General features: G+C 31.0%; 14 protein-coding genes. 9 read left to right on the plus strand and 5 right to left on the minus strand.

The features are described from left to right. The first annotated feature begins 39 nt into the window (after positions 1–39). On the plus strand, positions 40–2,322 hold the full coding sequence (locus WHD07_RS03490) for a TonB-dependent receptor (RefSeq protein ID WP_343330076.1): 2,283 nt from the start codon (positions 40–42) through the stop codon (positions 2,320–2,322). A gap of 105 nt (positions 2,323–2,427) precedes the next feature. On the opposite strand, the gene WHD07_RS03495 is transcribed toward WHD07_RS03490, so the two are convergent. Both WHD07_RS03495 and WHD07_RS03500 read right to left on the minus strand, forming a co-directional pair. Then, complete coding sequence (locus tag WHD07_RS03495; protein WP_343330077.1) at positions 2,428–3,735, minus strand: MFS transporter; 1,308 nt, start codon at positions 3,733–3,735, stop codon at positions 2,428–2,430. 89 nt (positions 3,736–3,824) lie between these two features. Then, entirely contained in the window at positions 3,825–4,637 is an 813-nt protein-coding gene (locus WHD07_RS03500; RefSeq protein WP_105048943.1) for a M48 family metallopeptidase, read from the minus strand. A gap of 188 nt (positions 4,638–4,825) precedes the next feature. Here WHD07_RS03500 and msrB point away from each other — a divergent pair, with 188 nt between their 5' ends. From msrB to folD, 8 genes are all read left to right on the plus strand, one after another. Continuing rightward, the gene (gene msrB, locus WHD07_RS03505) at positions 4,826–5,305 is read left to right on the plus strand and encodes a peptide-methionine (R)-S-oxide reductase MsrB (RefSeq protein WP_343330078.1); all 480 of its coding nucleotides are present in this window, start codon (positions 4,826–4,828) and stop codon (positions 5,303–5,305) included. Positions 5,306–5,410: 105 nt separating this feature from the next. Further along, positions 5,411–5,938 (plus strand): T9SS type A sorting domain-containing protein, encoded by a 528-nt coding sequence (locus WHD07_RS03510; protein ID WP_343330079.1) that lies wholly within the window; start codon positions 5,411–5,413, stop codon positions 5,936–5,938. A gap of 66 nt (positions 5,939–6,004) precedes the next feature. Beyond that, complete coding sequence (locus tag WHD07_RS03515) at positions 6,005–6,622, plus strand: hypothetical protein (protein ID WP_343330080.1); 618 nt, start codon at positions 6,005–6,007, stop codon at positions 6,620–6,622. A gap of 7 nt (positions 6,623–6,629) precedes the next feature. Then, positions 6,630–7,778, plus strand: coding sequence for a hypothetical protein (locus WHD07_RS03520; RefSeq protein ID WP_343330081.1), 1,149 nt, complete (start codon positions 6,630–6,632; stop codon positions 7,776–7,778). 122 nt (positions 7,779–7,900) lie between these two features. Beyond that, positions 7,901–8,656, plus strand: coding sequence for a hypothetical protein (locus WHD07_RS03525; protein ID WP_343330082.1), 756 nt, complete (start codon positions 7,901–7,903; stop codon positions 8,654–8,656). A gap of 216 nt (positions 8,657–8,872) precedes the next feature. After that, entirely contained in the window at positions 8,873–11,173 is a 2,301-nt protein-coding gene (locus WHD07_RS03530; RefSeq protein WP_343330083.1) for a hypothetical protein, read from the plus strand. 290 nt (positions 11,174–11,463) lie between these two features. Next, positions 11,464–12,792: a signal recognition particle protein gene (gene ffh / locus WHD07_RS03535; protein ID WP_105048951.1), complete on the plus strand. Its 1,329-nt coding sequence runs from the start codon at positions 11,464–11,466 to the stop codon at positions 12,790–12,792. 69 nt (positions 12,793–12,861) lie between these two features. Then, a complete protein-coding gene (gene folD / locus WHD07_RS03540; RefSeq protein WP_343330084.1) occupies positions 12,862–13,737 on the plus strand; it encodes a bifunctional methylenetetrahydrofolate dehydrogenase/methenyltetrahydrofolate cyclohydrolase FolD in 876 nt (291 codons plus the stop codon). 66 nt (positions 13,738–13,803) lie between these two features. Here folD and WHD07_RS03545 read toward each other — a convergent pair whose 3' ends face one another. The 3 genes from WHD07_RS03545 to WHD07_RS03555 form a co-directional block, all read right to left on the minus strand. Beyond that, on the minus strand, positions 13,804–14,817 hold the full coding sequence (locus WHD07_RS03545; RefSeq protein WP_343330085.1) for an AI-2E family transporter: 1,014 nt from the start codon (positions 14,815–14,817) through the stop codon (positions 13,804–13,806). An 80-nt stretch (positions 14,818–14,897) separates the two neighbouring features. Then, a complete protein-coding gene (locus WHD07_RS03550; RefSeq protein ID WP_343330086.1) occupies positions 14,898–15,266 on the minus strand; it encodes a cupin domain-containing protein in 369 nt (122 codons plus the stop codon). 123 nt (positions 15,267–15,389) lie between these two features. After that, a complete protein-coding gene (locus WHD07_RS03555) occupies positions 15,390–17,573 on the minus strand; it encodes a RecQ family ATP-dependent DNA helicase (RefSeq protein ID WP_343330087.1) in 2,184 nt (727 codons plus the stop codon). Positions 17,574–17,650 lie beyond the last annotated feature (77 nt).

Consider the following 17,650-nt stretch of genomic DNA (forward strand, 5'->3'; position numbering starts at 1 on the left):
ATGACATCACATATTTTTAAATTAGTAAAATAATACTTCATGAAAACATTTATAAAATGGCTACTTTTAGTAGCTGTATTTTCTGTGAATGCTCAAAATAGCGTTTCAGGAAAAATTACAGACATGCTTAATAATCCTTTAGCAGACGTACAAATTAACACCCCAGAATTACATAGAGGAACTACATCTAAAGAAGACGGAACCTTTATCCTTAAAAACATTCCTAAAAGGAAAATAAAAATTAATTTTAGTTATTTAGGATATAGAACAGTTTCAAAAATTATTGATTTTAGCTCAGAAAACATTGTGTTAAATATTCAATTAAAAGAAACTGCTTTTAAAATGGATGAAGTAATAATTTCTGCTCCTTTTAATAAATTACAATCAGAAAATGTAATGAAAATAGAAAGGTTGTCTGCCAAAGCCATTCAAAAAACAGGAGCCACAACACTTGCCGAAGGAATTACAAATATTGCTGGAGTTTCTCAAATTTCTACAGGTGCATCTATAGGTAAACCTGTAATTAGAGGGTTAAGCGGTAATAGAGTTTTAGTCTACACACAAGGCATTAGGCTAGAAAACCAGCAATTTGGAGGCGAACATGGTTTGGGTATTAACGATGCTGGTATTAGTAGTGTAGAAGTAATTAAAGGCCCTGCATCTCTACTCTACGGTTCTGATGCATTGGGAGGAGTTTTATATTTGAATCCTGAAAAATTTGCATCAGATAATGATCAAGAAATTAATTTTAGTCATCGTTATTTTGGCAATACTTTAGGAACAAACACTTCTATTGGAGCAAAACTATCTAAAGAAAATTGGAAATTTTTAGCAAGAGGAACTTATGTAAATCATTCGGATTATAAAATACCAACCGAAGAGAGAGTTACAAACACTCGCTTTAATGAGAGAGATTTTAAAACAGGAGTTGCCTATTCTAAAAACAGTTTTACATCAGAAATTCGTTATAATTTTAACAGATCTAATCTTGGTTTACCAGAAGAAGGAATTGGCGAACAATCTACCAGTAAATCACTTTTAGAACCTTACCAAGTTATCGACAATCATATATTAAGCTCGCACAATCATTTTTTTATTGGAGATTCTAAATTAGATTTAGATTTAGGTTATACTTTTAATGACCGTCAAGAATTTGAAGAACATCACGACCATGATGAAGGTGAAGTAGACCATGACGAAGATGAACATGATGAAGATCACGAAGAAGAAGGGGAAGAAGCTGCATTAAGAATGAAGTTAAAAACATTTAGCTATAACGCAAAATATCATTTCCCTAAAATTGGGAACGTAGAAATTCTTTCTGGTGTACAAGGCTTACATCAAACAAATACTAATTTTGGTGAAGAATTATTAATACCTAATGCTACCATAAACGATTTTGGTGTTTTTACAACAGCAAATTACTCTTGGAATAAAAATAGTTTACAAGCAGGTGTTCGTTACGATACTAGAAATATAGACACCGAAAGACACGAAATTTCTCATGAAGGAGATCTTCATATTTTTGAAGCTATCGATAAATCTTACAACAGTTTTACCACCTCTTTAGGTTTTAAAACAGCCATAACAGATAATTTTACAGCAAGAATTAATGTTGCCTCTGGTTTTAGAGCTCCTAATTTAGCAGAATTATCTTCTAACGGAGTGCATCACGGAACGGGTAGATTTGAAAAAGGAAATAATAATTTAACCAATGAAAAAAACACGCAATTCGATCTTTCTTTAGAATATAAAACAGAACATATTGAGTTGTTTGCAAACGGTTTTTACAATCAATTAAACGATTATATTTACATTTCTCCTACTGGAGAAATTGAAGATGAAGCACCTGTTTTTGAGTATTTACAAGAAGATGCAAAATTATATGGTGGTGAATTTGGTTTTCATTTACACCCACATCCCTTAGATTGGTTGCATTTAGAAAGTTCATTTGAAACAGTAATAGGAGAACAAGATAATGGCAATTATTTACCATTGATTCCTGCTAATTCTTGGAAAAACACATTAAGAACTGAATTCGATGTAAAAAAATGGCTACAACAAGGGTATGCTTCTTTAACTTTAAAGAGTACATTTTCTCAAAATAATGTTAGTCAGTTTGAAACAAAAACCCCTAGTTATAATCTATTAAACTTTGGTTTTGGTGGTGATATTACTATAAATGATATTAAATTTTCTGCAAACTTATCTGCTAATAATATTTTAGATAAAAAATATATAGATCACTTATCTAGATTAAAAGCAGACGGAATTTTAAATCAAGGTAGAAATATTGTTTTAGGAATTAATTTTAAAATATAAAAAGAGAGCACCAATAGAGGCTGTTTTAAAAGTAATTATTTTGTCAACCTAAATTTATTTTAAGTTCAGCAAGACAAGTTTTATATTTTTAAAACAGCTTCTTTTTTATTGCACATATTTTGTTTTCTTTATACTACTTAAAACAATAAAAGCAGCTAAAAAGAAAATAGCTAATGCCAACACACTACTTTGTATAGAAATCATAGAATTTAATACGCCAAAAGTAACCATACCTATAACGAGAGCTATTTTTTCAGTCACATCAAAAAAGCTAAAATAAGAAGCATGATCTTCTGTTTTAGGCAATAATTTAGAGTACGTAGATCTTGCTAAAGACTGAATTGCTCCCATTACCAAACCTATTAAAGAACCCAAAATATAAAAATACATTTCTATATTTGGCGTATCTTTTGTTAAGTTAAAACCAATAAAACAAACCAATCCCCAAATAGCTATTGCTATTTTTAAGGTTTTAATATTCCCTATTTTATTAGATAATCTCGAAAATAAAAATGCTCCAAATATACCTACAAACTGTACTAACAAAATTGTAGCTATTAAATTTAAAGTTTCTAAACCTAAAATTGTTCCGAAAATACCTGCCATTAATATAATAGTTTGTACACCGATACTTAATAAAAAAAAGGAAATTAAAAACAATTTCAACTCTCTATAAGCAAATAATTCTTTTGCAACTTTCTTTATTTCTTGAATTCCTTTAATAAAATAATTTCCTTTTGGCAATGATGTTTTTTCTGAATCAGGTAATTTGGCGTACGTTATTTGTGCAAAACCTAACCACCACAAACCTACTAATACAAATGATAATTGAGATCCAAATTGTTTGTCATAATAACCAAAAACTTCGGTTTCTATTAAAACCAAACATAAAAGTAGTAATAAGATAGACCCAGAATAGCCTAACATAAAACCTTTGGCACTTACATTATCTTGTTGTTCTGGATGCGCTACTTCTGGTAAAAATGCATTGTAAAAAACAATGCTTCCCCAAAAACCAATACTTGCTAAAATGGTAAAAACAATACCAACCCATAATGTTTCTTTACCTGTAAAAAAGAACAAACACATTACAGATAACGAACCTAAAAGGCAAAATCCTTTTAAGAATTTCTTTTTATTCCCTGCAAAATCTGCCATACCAGAAAGCATTGGCGAAATACAAGCTACTACCAAAAAAGAAAAAGCCAAGGCATAATTATACAAGGTTGTTGGCGTCCATAAAGTACCCAAAAAAGTGATTTTCCCATCAACATTTGCAAACCCTTCTGAGGCAGTTAAACCAGCGTAATAAATAGGAAAAACAGCGGTACTAATTACTAAAGAATACACTGAATTTGCCCAATCGTAAAAAGCCCACGCATTAATTAATTTTTTATCTCCAATTTTTAACATCGCATATTTTTTATATAAAAAAACCGTTCAAATAAATATTTGAACGGTTACAATATAGGAAAATCTATTCCTTTTCTAATTTTTTTTATTTAATTCTTTACCTTAGCATTATATTGTGCTGCATATTTTTTTGCAGTTGGTAAATAATTTTTTAAATCTTGAATTCTAGATTCGTTAGATGGATGCGTACTTAACATTTCTGGTTGAGAACTTCCTCCAGATTTCTCGCTCATTCTAACCCAAACCTCTGCAGCTTCTCTACCATCGTAACCAGCCATAATCATAAAAACCAAACCTAGTCTATCTGCTTCTTGCTCATGTACTCTACTAAACTTTAACATCCCTAAACCAGAACCAATACCAAAGGCAGTATTCCATAATTGTTGCGATTCACTACTTTTTCCTGAAGTACCTAAAGCAACAGCCACTCCTCCTAGTTGTTGTAATTGCCCTTGAGACATTCTTTCTTGTCCGTGTTTAGCAAAAGCATGCGCTACTTCATGCCCCATAACCGCTGCAACTCCATCTTCATTTGCACAAATAGGCATTATCCCTGTATAAAAAACAACTTTACCTCCTGGCATACACCAAGCATTTACGGTTTCATCTTCTACCAAGTTAAATTCCCATCTATAAGAATCTGCTTCGGCAACCATATTATTTGCTCGCATAAAACGATCTACAGCTGCAGAAATATTTTTACCTACATTTTTAATCTCATTAGACATCTCTCTATTTGTAGATAATTTATTTTCTTTTAAAAAGCTACTATATTGTGCAAAACTCGACGGCAACACTTGTGCATCACTTACAAAATTAACACGACTTCTACCTGTAATTGGCACCGTACTACATTCTACAAAAAGAAAAACGGTTAAAACTAAAACAACTATTTTTTTCATCTATTTTATTTTTTTATCATCACTAATTAATAAGACACATATATCTGTAAATTGTCACTACAGCGTCTCTTTTTACAATTTATAAAACTACATATTCTATCTTTATCAAAAAAATAAATTTCTTATGAAAGTGATATTTGTAATTTTTAGATAAAACATTCGTCCAAAATAAAAATCAATACATACTTATGAAAAATATTTTCTCTTTACTAACGCTTCTTTTTTTGATAAACTGTACTAGCAAAGCACAAACCTCATCCAAAGAAAAAAAAACATATACTATTGAAAAAACAGATGTGGAATGGAAAAAACTTTTAACTCCGATACAATATTATGTTTTACGAGAAGCGGGTACAGAAAGAGCTTTTTCTAGCGCTCTTAATAACAACAAAATGAAAGGTACTTATGTTTGTGCTGCTTGTAAAACTCCATTATATAAATCTAAATATAAATATGATTCTGGTTCTGGTTGGCCTTCTTTTGATAGAGCTATCAAAAAAAATGTAGAACTAGATGTTGACTATAAAATTGGCTATGCAAGAACAGAATTAAAATGCAATACTTGTGGCGGTCATTTAGGTCATTCGTTTGATGATGGACCAAAAAACACTACAGGAAAACGTCATTGTATTAATGGCGCTGCATTAGAATTTATAACCTTTAAATAATAGTATTTTTAAAAAAAATGTTTACTTTCGTTTTAAATATTTTAACATTTTATAGTGAATCTAATACGATTAAAACTATATAGTTAAGATTAAAAGCATTTTTATTTGATTAAAAAATTACTTTTTTTACTATCTTTTTTGTTGGTGAGAGTAACATATGCTCAAAAAACAAACCCAACTATTTTAAAATCTACAATAACTTCTGTAGGTAGTACTTCTGTATATCCTGTTTTTAACAGTAAAAAAAATTATGAAATTCAACAAAGTATAGGGCAATCTAGTATAATTGGTAAAAAAACTACAGGAAAAACAACTGTACAACAAGGGTTTTTAAATCATGTTAAAATATTTACAATCAATAACTCTGATTTAGAAATTATTGATGAATCACTAAATTTAGTGATTTCACCGAATCCTTTTATAGATCACATAAAAATAAATTTTACTAGAGAAACAAAACATAACATTCATATATTTATTTATGATACAAATGGTAAAGTTTTATTTTCTAAAAATTATAACCCAACAGACAGTATACATATTCCAATGAAATATTATACTATTGGTACATATTTAATACGTATACAAAGTGGTAAAGACAAGTTTACACGAAAAATTCTAAAAACAGAATAATATATGGTTAAAAACTTTTTGTTACATATTTTATTTTTTCTTACATTTCTTTTATCAAGTTATGTGTTGAGTGCACAACAAGTTTATATTGAGACTGGTTTAGAGAATGCCTATTTTAAAGATTATGAAAACAATTTAGGCAAAAATACTTTAGATTTAAATTATTCTAAATCTGAACAAGTTTTTTTAGAAACTGGTTTTAGATTCAAATTATATGAAGATAGATTTAAAGGATCTCTAGGAATTGGTTTCAACAAATATAAAATTAACACGGGTTTTTATGCAGGTAATATTAGTGTACCAACTACCTATAATTTAAGTTATTTTACAATAAAAACGGGAGTAAACTTTGCGCTTATAAACCAATCTAGATTTAAGTTACAGATACATACACATATTTCTTACGATTTGCTTACAACAGGAACCAGAAGATATAATAACAATACTGCAAACTTATACACAGACAATACTTTTGATAGAACTTTACTTAGATATCATAGAGGTTTAAGTGCCGAGTACGTTATTTCTGATAATATATCTACATATATTAGTTATAATGTAGCAGATAGTTTTAGAGATAGTAATAAAGACAGTAATATTGAAGAAAAGTATTCTTTACATACCAATGCATACTCAATAGGGTTACTTTTTAATATTATCAGATTAAATAAAAGAAGATTCTAAAAAGAAAATGAAGTTTTTACATAACATACTGCTCTTTTTATTTTTGACTTCTAGCTCAATAATGTTAGGTCAAACACCTGGTTTTAATTACCAGGCCTTAATTTTAAATACGGAAGAAATTCAGATTCCAGGAACTAATGTTTCAGAAAACAATATTCCCTTAGGTTTAGAAGATGTTACCTTGCGTTTTACCATAACAAATGAAGCAGGTATAGAGTATATAGAAGAACATACAATAACTACAGACGAAAACGGAATGGTTTCTGTAATTGTTGGTGAAGGAACACCTATTAATTATACTTTTAGTAATATTAATTGGGATGGAAAATTAAAGTATTTAAATGTAGAATTAAATATTCTTAACAACAACCAAGGTTTTATCTTTTTAGACTCTCAAAAAATATTATACATACCTCAACCAACAAATGGCAATGGAAACGGTACAGGAAATATAAAAATAGTAAATTCTTTAGGAAGCTTAACACAACCTTATACCTTAGGAGAATTAATTTGGCTTACTGATTACGGTACTAAAGGAAACCCTTCTTTAATGATATGGGATGGTACAAATTGGGTACCCGTGAATGATGATTTTGATCCAACAAATGAATTTGGGCTTATCGTTGTAAGTAATAATAATATTAGAGACACACAATTTAAAAACCCAGTAATAGGTGATCAAGTTTGGAATCAAACTTGTGGCTGCATAGAAGTTTTTGATGGATCTAATTGGGTTTCCTCCAAAAATACGGATGCATTAAATGGACTTTACACAGATGGAAATACCATAAAATTAGGTGGTATTTTAACAGAACCAACAGTAATTACGGCTAGTGATACAAATACTTTAACTATAGATGGGTTACAAGAAAGTACAAATACCAAAGATAAATTAGTGGTAATAGATAAAAACACAGGGGTTTTAAAACAAAAATCTATTTCCTCATTTACACAAAAAAAGCAAGTAGTTGTTTACGCAGTAGATGGTCAATTAGAATTTACAACGCCATTAACCATAACTAGTGTAGATAAAATAGATGTATATAGAAATGGAGTTCGTATCGATTTTACTGCCGTAAACAATACCACTATAAAATTAGAACCCGAAGCACAATGCTATCAAGACGATAAAATAAGAATTGTACAATTATATTAATTACAAAAAAAAACAAACTTTAAATAAATTATATGAGCTAAACCAACAAAAACTGAATGACTAATAATTAAATTAAGAATAACAAATAGTAAAACAACTAATAACTTTTAAAATTAAAAACAATGAAAACAATGAAAACAAATTACTTAAAATTAGGCGTATTAGGCCTTATGATGATGGTAGGTACTGCCATGAATGCACAACAAACTTCAGGTGACGCAACACAAATCGATGGAAGTACAGCAATTGGTAAAATAGAAGATTTAAGTAAATCTTCTGTACTAAATGGAACTATTAGAGTAATAGACAATAAGGGTACTAAAAAATTCTTACAAGTAAAAAATGGTATAACTTTACTGACTGATACAACGCCAGATGGAGGTATTATTTCTACATGGCAGTTAGGAGGTACTTTAACTGATAATACTTATATTGACGCTACTGGTAAAGCTTTTGCTTTAGATGGAATAAAACTACTTAGCCCTACTTTAACAGCAGGTGCTGCAACTACAGCGGCAACAGCGGCAACAGCAGCAACACAATCATCTCACGGCGGTACTGGTACTGGGTGGACTGTTTTAATTAGAGATGAAGCTACTGGTGAAACACAAAAATTATTAGCTACCGATTTAATTGCAACTGGACGTGTAGAATACACAATTACTGCCAATGCTGAAACTGCTATCACTGTTACTGGTTTAGCAAATGGAACAGCAATAAGTAAAATCTCAGTGTACAGAAATGGTGCTAAATTAAGAGCTGGTCAAGACTATTCCCTTACCGCTGATGATACTATTACTTTAGAACTATCTGCTGCTGCACCAAACGATTGGTCTACTTATATTGGTGACATGATTGAGGTTCAATGGATATATTAATTAAATAGTAATTTTAAAATATTATTATTATTTCTTTTTCACATATAAAAAGTGTTGGTTCAAACAGGACCAACACTTTTTAATAAAATAAAAATTATCCCCCCACTTAATTAAACAGTAGATATATTATTAATGCTTAATAGAAGACACTTACTTTTTTTTCTCTTTATTCTCTGTACTTTTTTTACACACATAAGTTATGCGCAAGAAGTTAGGGTGATAGACAATAAAGGAACTGTAAAAACGGCGATTAACAATAGAGTAACATACGGAGCTCCCCCTGCAACACCTTTAGAAGGTGATGTTTGGTTTGACACTGCTGCTACACCTATCGAAATTAAAATTTGGGATGATAATGTATGGAGACCAATTAATGATGCAGATTACGACCCAGAAAACGAAACAAATACAGCTTTTAGTGTTGTTACTGTTTCTGGTATCGATTATTTAAGAATTACAGATACTAAAGGAAGTTTAGACGTTCCATTATCTAGCATTTCTCAACCTCATACAGGTACACCTGGTTCTGTTTTCTTTGCAGGTACAGATGGCAAACCAACAGAAAATAATTCTCAATTATTTTGGGATGCCACTAATACAAGGCTATTTATTGGCCCCAGAGCTACCAATGATATTAATAACGAATTAAACGTTGGCGGATCTACAAGAACAAGTGGTTTAAATAACTCTGATGGTACAGAAGGCCTACCTTCCTACAGATTTACAAATGATAAAAACACAGGTATGTATACACCTGACTCAGATATATTAGCTTTTACTACAGCAGGTATAGAAGCGTTAAGAATAGATGATGACCAACAAGTAAACGCTAACTATAATTTAAGTGTTGTTGGCGCATACAAAGATAGTAGTGGAGATTCTGGTACAAATGGTCAAATATTATCTTCTACAGCAACAGGTACTAATTGGGTAAACCCCTCTATAAATACAGACAACCAAAAAATAGATGTGTACGCTTTAAATGCTGATGGTAAAAATTTAGATTTATCTTTAGAAAGTGATGCAGAAACAACAAAACAAACAGATTTATCTGCTTTAAACATAGCTGGCGATGTTACAGGAACATTAGCCGCAAGCAAAGTAGAAAAAATACAAAACATACCGGTATCTGTTACGGCACCAATAGACGGACAAGTATTAACTTATAATACTACAGCCTCAGAATGGCAACCAAAGATAGCAACAAACTGGAATATTACTGGTAATGCAAGCACTACAACGACTAACTTTTTAGGAACAACGGATGATGTAAAAATGCAAATACGCTCTAACAATTTATCCATGTTAGAATTTGGGAGAAGAGAAACTTTAGGATTACATCAATCTTATACAGACTACAACGACCTAAACCAACCTTTAGTATATTTAAAAGGAAACGGAAGTGTAGCTGCACTTCAATTTGCAGCAGCAGGAGCTTCATTTTACAAACCAATGTTTTTTACCACAACAAATGGTAGTTTTAGATTAAAAGGAAGTTCTGGTGGTAGCGATTTTTTTGAAATAGGTTCTGCAGGTCCTGCCAATGATGGACGGTTAGAATTTATTATCGGAGATGATGGCACTGAGCCAATTATTTTTAAAAGATATGATTATAGAAATAGCGGGTTTCATAAAGAGTTTTTTAGAGTACAAGGTAGCAATGGTTCTGCAAGTGCAAAAACTAGGTTTGGTATAAATATAAATACGGCCCAAGTTCCTGTAGATTTAGATTATGATGATCCTCAAACAGGATCTAACATTGCCAACTCTACCCTACAAATAAATGGGTCTGTTTCAAAATCGATTACAACAACTACAACCGCATTAACACTTACGGAAGATCATCACACAGTTATATTAGGAGGTAATCATACAATTACGCTTCCAGCAGCAACTACATGTTCGGGTAGAGTTTATGTAATTAAAAACCCAAATACATATGCCACTTCTATTTCTGGCTATGTAAATGAGCAAGGCATTACAGGTATTGTAACAGTAAATAGTGCAACTACTCTATGGTTGCAAAGTGATGGCACAAATTGGCAACAAATATCAAATAATACCAGTTCTTCTTCAGGTAAGTCTTTATTCTCTGTAACAACAACTCCTGCCATCTCAAACACTTATTACAATCCAACTACAACATCATCATGGGTTCAAATGAACACAGTACTGCCTACAACATCTATTGCCGTGCAAACGGGAGACATTGTAGATGTTAGAGTACAAATCTCTGAAGATTTTAATGATGGTACTTATTATGATATGGGAGATGTTGTTCGTTTTTATGTAACATCGCCTAGTTTAGTAGGCTCTCCCACCATGATAGAAACATTACTTGCAGGGGGAGATAATACTTATGAAGTAGCAGCAGCTTCATTAAGCCAAATGTTTACGGTTACTACTAACGGAACATTAACCATAGGTATAGAAATTCTTTATTCCGATGGATCCCCAAGGACTTTTTCTACAACTCAATCTGGAAGAGGTGCTTTGCAAGCAATAATATATAGGTAAGGTTAAAAAAATCGGAAATGTAATTATTTGTAGAGATTAACTGAGAGTTGCAATTAGTAAAGAAGTACTACTTACAAATAATTGATCGAACTTATACGTCATCCTTTAATCGTTGAAATAACAGAATAAAGTTATTATATGGACTGCTAATCCTACAGAAAATAAAAAAAACGCATCAATTTTGTTACAAGTTGATGCTTACAAAAAGACAATGTAAAAAACTATTCCTATTAAGTAAACAAATCGTCTCTAATTCTTATATTTGTGCTTCCTAAAAAAGAAGACCAATTATGTTTAATAATTTAAGCGATAAATTAGATAAAGCCTTACACACCTTAAAAGGTCATGGTAAAATTACAGAGGTTAATGTAGCAGAAACGCTAAAAGAAGTTAGAAGAGCATTATTAGATGCCGATGTTAACTTTAAAATTGCCAAAGATTTCACTAAAAGAGTACAAACCAAAGCTTTAGGTCAAGACGTATTAACTACGTTAAACCCAGGCCAATTAATGGTAAAGTTAGTTAAAGATGAGCTAACAGAATTAATGGGTGGAGAAACTGTAGGTGTTAATTTAGGTGGTTCGCCAACCGTAATTTTAATGTCTGGTTTACAAGGTTCTGGTAAAACTACTTTTTCAGGAAAATTAGCAAACTTTCTTAAAGATAAAAAATCTAAACAAGTACTATTAGTTGGTTGTGATGTTTACAGACCTGCCGCTATAAATCAATTACAAGTTGTTGGAGAGCAAATTGGTGTAGAAGTTTATGCAGAAGTTGGTAACAATAATCCTGTTGAAATTTCACAAAACGCTATAAAGCATGCAAAAGCAAACGGTAAAAATGTAGTTATTATTGATACTGCTGGTCGTTTAGCTGTAGATACAGAAATGATGAATGAAATTTCTAACATTCATAAAGCTGTAAACCCACAAGAAACCTTATTTGTTGTAGATTCTATGACTGGGCAAGATGCAGTAAATACAGCAAAAGCCTTTAATGATATCTTAAATTTTGATGGAGTTGTTCTTACAAAGTTAGATGGAGATACCCGTGGTGGAGCTGCCCTATCTATAAAATCTGTGGTTGATAAACCAATTAAATTTATTGGTACTGGAGAAAAAATGGATGCAATTGATGTTTTCCATCCAGATAGAATGGCAGACAGAATTTTGGGGATGGGAGATGTTGTTTCTTTAGTAGAAAGAGCGCAAGACCAATACGACGAAGAAGAAGCTAGAAAATTACAAAAGAAGATTGCTAAAAATCAATTTGGTTTTGATGACTTTTTAAGTCAGATTCAACAAATTAAAAAGATGGGTAGCATGAAAGATTTAGTAGGTATGATTCCTGGAGCAGGAAAAGCAATGAAAGATGTAGATATAGATGACGATGCTTTTAAAGGAATTGAAGCTATTATACACTCTATGACTCCAGAAGAAAGAAGCACTCCATCAACCATAAATGCTAGTAGAAAAAAGAGAATTGCAAAAGGTTCTGGTACTTCGGTTAACGAGGTAAACCAACTAATGAAGCAATTTAATCAAATGAGTAAAATGATGAAAATGATGCAAGGTGGTGGTGGCCGAAAAATGATGCAAATGATGCAAGGCATGAAATAAAAGGTATAAAAAAAGGTAAACGAGGGTTTATCTTTTTTTATAAATATAATTACTAAGTAACAACAAGAAATGATTCTATTAGACGGAAAAAAAACATCTGCAGACATTAAAGAAGAAATTGCTTTAGATGTAAGAGAATTAAAGGACAAAGGGTTAAAAACACCTCACTTAGCTGCAATTATTGTTGGCCATGATGGAGCAAGTGTTACCTACGTAAATGCAAAAGTAAAAGCCTGTGAACGTGTTGGTTTCGAATCTACCTTAATTAGATTGCCTGAGGAAACCACAGAGGAAGAGTTATTAAATGAAATTGAAATTTTAAATATCGACAATGATATTGATGGTTTTATTGTACAACTACCTCTGCCTAAACATATTGACGAGCAAAAAATATTAATGGCTGTAAATCCTGATAAAGATGTAGACGGGTTTCATCCAACAAATGTTGGTAAAATGGCTTTAAATTTACCTACTTTTATCTCCGCCACTCCTTTTGGAATACTAGAATTATTAGAAAGATACAATGTTGAAACTTCTGGAAAACATGTTGTTGTTTTAGGTAGAAGTCATATTGTTGGTAGCCCAATGAGTATTTTGTTATCTCAAAAAAGAAAGGTTGGTAATGCTACTGTTACCATGTGCCACAGTAGAACAAAAAACTTAAAAGAAATTACTTTACAAGCAGATATTATTGTTGCAGCTATTGGAATTCCTGAGTTTTTAAAAGCAGATATGGTTAAAGATCATATTACTGTAATAGATGTTGGTATTACGCGTTTAGCTGATTCTAGCAAAAAAAGTGGATTTAGATTAGTTGGTGATGTTGCTTTTGATGAAGTTGCTAAAAAAGCTGATTTTATAACACCAGTTCCTGGTGGTGTAGGTCCAATGACCATTGCAATGTTATTAAAAAACACATTATTGGCTTGCCAAAGAAAAAGCTAATTTTTTTCATAAATCATAAAAAAAAGCGATGAATTAAATTCATCGCTTTTTTTATGATTAAACAATTTATTGCATATCATTCTCAACAAATTCTTTTCTATAAATTTTTACAATTACTAAAAACAAACTGATTAATAGCGGTCCAAAAATCAATCCTATAAACCCAAATAAAGGCACACCAACAATAACACCAATTAAAGTAATTAATGGATGAACATCATCTAACTTTTTTAAAACCAATAGCCTTATAATATTATCTGTAGACCCAACTACAACCATCCCGTAAATTAAAATTCCCCAAGCGGCAAAACTATCTCCTGAGGCTAGCGTTAAAATAAAAACAGGTAAGATACCAACAAAGGTTCCTATAAATGGAATCATAGAACCTACAGTAACAATGGTAAACCAAAAGAAAGGATTATTGATATCGAAAATTAGAAATCCTATTAACGCAATTATACCTTGTGCAACAGCTACTAACGGAATTCCTATGGTATTAGAACGCACCATAGATTGCACTTCTAAACCAATAATTTTTAAATTAACTTCGTTTATTGGTACGTATTTATATATAGATTTTCTTATTATGTTTTCATTAATCAACATAAAATAAAGCAAAAAATACATTAAACCTACAGATATAACTATATTAAAGGTACTACCAACAAAACCTTGTAAACTATCTGTAATCCAGCTAGAAACTTTTGCTGCATCTATACTTTCTGCAAAACTATACCCAACTTTACTTTCTAAAGAAGTCAATTGTGTTTTAAATTCTGTTACAACTTCTTCAGAATTTCCTACTACATCACTAACTTTATTTGCTAACATTAGTAAAATTCCTGAAATTGGCAAAAGTATCCCTATAAAAGAAACTAAGATTAAAAAAGCTGCGGCTAAATTTGGTTTCCATTTTTTCTTTACCAGAAAAATCATGACTTTTCTTAATAGAACAAAAAATGTTACAGCCCCTAAAACACCAGATAAATACGGAATTAATTCCCTAAAAATAAAAATAAATAAAATAAGTAATAAGACAAATATTTGTCTTATTAATCTTGGTGCAATAGTATCTTTCATATGTAATGTTTTGTGGCAATTTAAAAAGATTATAGAGTTTAAATGATCGCTATCAATTTATAAATTACCACAAACGGAATTTACTCGTCTTCCCTATGTACTAAATCTATAGAAAAAGCAGGCATGCAAATTGCCATATACTCACATGGTTCTGAAAAAGGGTTTGAATATTGAACTCTGGTGTTTTTTTCTATTTTAATAGATTCACCTGCAGATAAAACAATCGTTTCTCCATCAATTATAAATTGTTTTTTTCCTTTTATAATATAGGTGTATTCTTCAAATTCTGGCGTTTGAAAAGGCTCACTCCAACCAGAAGGCGCAACCATGTGTGCAATACTTAATTGAGCATTACCGTCTGTAGCGTTACCAAAATGCTCTTCTATAACTTTACCGTCTGTTGTAGGTACCACAAAGGGTGTTTTTTGAATTGTAAATTTTTTCTTCATAAAATTGTTTTTACGCTTATATAGTTCTTTATACCTTATAATTATTGGTTCAATATCTTATCAATAAAAAAGGCTGAAAACTAATTTTCAACCTTTATTAATCTTTTTATAATATAATAGACTTTAATTGGCCACTTCATTTATAAATTTAATTCGCATTAAACGTAATTCATCTTCATCATAATCGCCATCAAACTCATCTAAAGCTTCTTTTATATTATCTGTTTCTGCCTCCATAAAATAATCGTGTATTTCTTCTTGCTGATCTTCATCTAATAAATCATCTAAAGAATAATTGATATTTAGTTTTGTTCCAGAAAAAATAATCATTTCCATCTCTTTTATCAACTCATCCATTTTAAGGCCTTTAGATTTGGCGATGTCTTCCAAAGGTAATTTTTTATCCGTATTTTGAATAATAAACAACTTTAACCCAGAGTTTGTACCCGTACTTTTTACAATTAAGTCGTCTGGTCTTAAAATATCATTTTCTTCTACATAATCTGCAATCACTTTAATAAATTCTTTTCCAAACTTTTTTGCTTTCCCTTCTCCTACTCCATGCACTGTAGAAAGTTCTGCCAAAGTTATTGGGTACTTTAATGCCATATCATCTATAGACGGATCTTGAAAAACAGCAAATGGTGGCACCCCTTGTTTAGTTGCTACTCTTTTACGCAAATCTTTTAAAAGTTTTACCAATTTATCATCAGCAACTCCTCCCGAAGATTTTGCATTTGTTATGATTGCATTATCATTCTCTTCATTATAAGAATGATCTTCTGTCATCATAAAGGAAGTTGGTTTATCTAAAAACTCTTGTCCTTTTTTAGTTAATTTAATAACCCCATATTGTTCTATCTCTTTCTTTATTAAGTTAATCACCAAAACCTGTCTAATTAATGCCATCCAATACAAAGATGATTTATCTTTACCGCTTCCAAAAAAGGGTTGTAGATGTGTTTTATGAGAGGTTAAAAGCGCATTTTCTTTTCCTACAATTGTATTTACAATTTCTTTTGCTTTATACTTTTGTAAGGTCTTTTTTACAACATTTAATAAAAGTGTAACGTCTTCTTTTGCTTCGTGTTTTTTCTTAGGATTTCTAGAGTTGTCATCCATATCTGCTCCTTCTCCATTTACATCATCAAACTCTTCTCCAAAATAGTGCAACAAATATTTTCTTCTGTTCATAGAAGTTTCTGCATACCCTACAACTTCTTGCAATAATGCATGCCCAATTTCTTGTTCTGCAACGGGTTTACTTGCCATAAACTTCTCTAACTTTTCTATATCTTTATAGGCATAGAAAGCCAAACAATAGCCTTCTCCATCATCACGCCCTGCTCTACCTGTTTCTTGGTAGTAACTCTCTAAACTTTTAGGAATATCATGATGAATTACAAAACGCACATCTGGTTTATCAATTCCCATCCCAAAAGCAATGGTAGCCACAACAACATCGCAATCTTCCATCAAAAACATATCTTGATGTTTTACTCTTGTTTTTGCGTCTAAACCAGCATGATATGGTACTGCTTTAATTCCGTTTACTTGTAAAACTTGTGCTACTTCTTCTACTTTTTTACGACTTAAACAGTAAATAATTCCAGATTTACCCATTCTTTGTTTCACAAAGCGAATAATATCTTTCTCTACTTCTTTAGTTTTGGGTCTTACTTCATAAAATAGATTAGGTCTATTAAAAGAAGCTTTAAACCTATTGGCTTCTTGTATGCCTAAAGTTTTTAAAATATCTTCTTGTACTTTTTCTGTTGCTGTTGCAGTTAAACAAATAACAGGTACATTGTCTATTGCTTTAATAATATGCTTTAAATTTCTGTACTCAGGTCTAAAATCATGTCCCCATTCAGAAATACAATGCGCTTCATCAATAGCCACAAAAGAAATTTTTTGCGTTCTTAAAAAAGCTACATATTCTTCTTTTATTAAAGACTCTGGGGCAACGTACAAAAGTTTTGTTATACCGTTTGTAATATCTTCTTTAACTTGAGCTACTTCGGTTTTATTTAAAGACGAATTTAAAACATGAGCCACACCATTATGCTCAGAAATTCCTCTAATTGCATCTACTTGATTTTTCATCAAAGCAATTAAAGGAGAAACTACAATTGCAGTTCCCTCTGTCATTAATGCTGGTAGCTGATAGCAAAGAGACTTACCTCCACCTGTTGGCATTATTACAAAAGTATTATTATTCTCTACAATACTTTTAATTACTTGCTCTTGTAATCCTTTAAATTTACTAAATCCAAAGAATTTTTTTAGAGGGCTGTATAAATCCATTTATATAAATATTCGTTTAACTTTAAAATCAACGCACAAACATACTATTATATTTGCTCTAACTATAATTTATAGTA

The sequence above is a fragment of the Polaribacter staleyi genome, assembly GCF_038024045.1.
GTDB classification, from domain to species: domain Bacteria; phylum Bacteroidota; class Bacteroidia; order Flavobacteriales; family Flavobacteriaceae; genus Polaribacter; species Polaribacter butkevichii.

Bases quoted from the DNA above. Each gene is read 5' to 3' on its own strand.
- WHD07_RS03490 (WP_343330076.1), top strand. From the start codon at position 40: ATGAAAACATTTATAAAATGGCTACTTTTAGTAGCTGTATTTTCTGTG.
- WHD07_RS03495 (WP_343330077.1), bottom strand. From the start codon at position 3,735: ATGTTAAAAATTGGAGATAAAAAATTAATTAATGCGTGGGCTTTTTAC.
- WHD07_RS03500 (WP_105048943.1), bottom strand. From the start codon at position 4,637: ATGAAAAAAATAGTTGTTTTAGTTTTAACCGTTTTTCTTTTTGTAGAA.
- msrB (WP_343330078.1), top strand. From the start codon at position 4,826: ATGAAAAATATTTTCTCTTTACTAACGCTTCTTTTTTTGATAAACTGT.
- WHD07_RS03520 (WP_343330081.1), top strand. From the start codon at position 6,630: ATGAAGTTTTTACATAACATACTGCTCTTTTTATTTTTGACTTCTAGC.
- WHD07_RS03525 (WP_343330082.1), top strand. From the start codon at position 7,901: ATGAAAACAATGAAAACAAATTACTTAAAATTAGGCGTATTAGGCCTT.
- ffh (WP_105048951.1), top strand. From the start codon at position 11,464: ATGTTTAATAATTTAAGCGATAAATTAGATAAAGCCTTACACACCTTA.
- folD (WP_343330084.1), top strand. From the start codon at position 12,862: ATGATTCTATTAGACGGAAAAAAAACATCTGCAGACATTAAAGAAGAA.
- WHD07_RS03545 (WP_343330085.1), bottom strand. From the start codon at position 14,817: ATGAAAGATACTATTGCACCAAGATTAATAAGACAAATATTTGTCTTA.
- WHD07_RS03550 (WP_343330086.1), bottom strand. From the start codon at position 15,266: ATGAAGAAAAAATTTACAATTCAAAAAACACCCTTTGTGGTACCTACA.
- WHD07_RS03555 (WP_343330087.1), bottom strand. From the start codon at position 17,573: ATGGATTTATACAGCCCTCTAAAAAAATTCTTTGGATTTAGTAAATTT.